1 protein-coding gene is annotated in these 1,692 nt (G+C 38.4%); it reads right to left on the minus strand.

Annotated elements, in window-relative coordinates:
- Nucleotides 1-322: 322 nt before the first annotated feature.
- Nucleotides 323-1,234 (minus strand): carbohydrate kinase, encoded by a 912-nt coding sequence (locus OQX61_RS24185; protein WP_265844418.1) that lies wholly within the window; start codon nt 1,232-1,234, stop codon nt 323-325.
- Nucleotides 1,235-1,692: the final 458 nt, after the last annotated feature.

Consider the following 1,692-nt stretch of genomic DNA (forward strand, 5'->3'; position numbering starts at 1 on the left):
TTCCGCCGAAGCGGGATGCAAAAGTAGGAAAATTTAACCGCCCCGCAAACATTATTGCCCTTATAATTGCATCATATACTTAACTACATGAACTACAACGTGTAAATCTTAAAAAGAGCCTCCTGCAAACCGAAAAAGGCGACGGGTATTACCTCCACAGAGCAGAAGTAACATCAATACGCTCACATCAGCCAATAAATTGAAGTATTCTCCTGGTGACTGCGTTATGTTATTATACCGGATCTTTACAGGGGCCTATGACAAGAATCAGGAGAATCCTTGTTGTGATTTCTATGGAAGTAGCACTATGCCAGTCTTTATCTTATCGTTTGTGCTGCTGATCTATCATGAACCGGTTAATAGTAGCCCGCTGATAAGGAGGACAGGCCCCTGTCTGCGTAGTAATAAATGCACTTAATGCGACTGCAAAATCTAAGGTATCCTGAATATAATCCTTATTTAGCCGCTTAGAAAGAAAAGCGGCAAGAAAAGAATCACCACTCCCAACGGTATCGTTAACTATAATATCATAGGCTGCCCAATGATACTCAGTTTGGATCCCATGATATGTAGCTCCTTTACTTCCTTTGGTAACCAGCACCTCGGCGATATCAAACTTATCCTGCAGGAGTGATACCCGGTCAGATTCATTTTTACAACTTTTACTATACCAGTCAGTAAGAATTCCTAACTCTTCCTGATTCAGCTTCAACAGATCTGTTTTCTCCAGCAAGGCTGAAACATAAGCGGAATCATAATGAGGTGCCCTCAGATTTACATCCATCACCTTATAAGCTGCCATTTCTAAAATTTGATACAGGGTCTTTCTGCTGCCCTCATTTCTGCCTGACAAACTACCAAAGACCAGCGCGTCGGCATTTTTCACCAACCCGGTAAAGCGATCTTCAAACCTGATATAATCCCAGGCTACAGGATAAACAATATCATATTTCATTTCATGATCATTTGTGACCTCCACTTCTACGCTGGAAGTCTTATGCTCCTGATCTACCTGGCAATATTCTATACTTAATTTGAGTTCTGTAAGTACTTTCAAAAGTTCCTTACCATCCCGATCATTACCAACACTACTGATCAGTTCAGCATTTAAGCCCAGTTTATTTAAATGATAAGCAACATTCATTACTGCGCCTCCTGGTTTTCTACCAGAGGGCAGATTATCCCACAGTACTTCCCCAAAGCAAACTACATTGAACTTCTTGTCTCTTATCATTTTTATTAAATTTATAGTCCTGTCTTAATGAAATACCAATTTCACAGATATGTCATGTATACTAAACTAACGCTAAACTAAAATAATTAATATAACACCCCTTAAGAAGGATGTAAAATAGGTGATCCTTCTTCCTGATAATTCAATCAAATCCATAATTAGTTTAGCTAGAACCTATCAGGTACACCTTCAACGCTATTGATGTCCTACGGATATCTGTAATTAGCATTTTTCATTAAACCATTGCCCGTTTGTAATGAATAAGAACACCAAATGTGTGGAGTGTCATTAGTTATCCTTACCTCAGAATTTAGAATAACAGAAAAGCGTACAAAGAAAAGATTTAATGAATTTAAAAAGCAAGTCACCTGATGGAGTTATAGTCTACATTGAGGCAATTCATCAAAATCTTATAAGCAGTAACACTACATTGGCAGTAACCCATAAAAGGAATGTAG

The organism is Pedobacter sp. PLR (assembly GCF_026239675.1).
GTDB lineage: Bacteria > Bacteroidota > Bacteroidia > Sphingobacteriales > Sphingobacteriaceae > Pedobacter.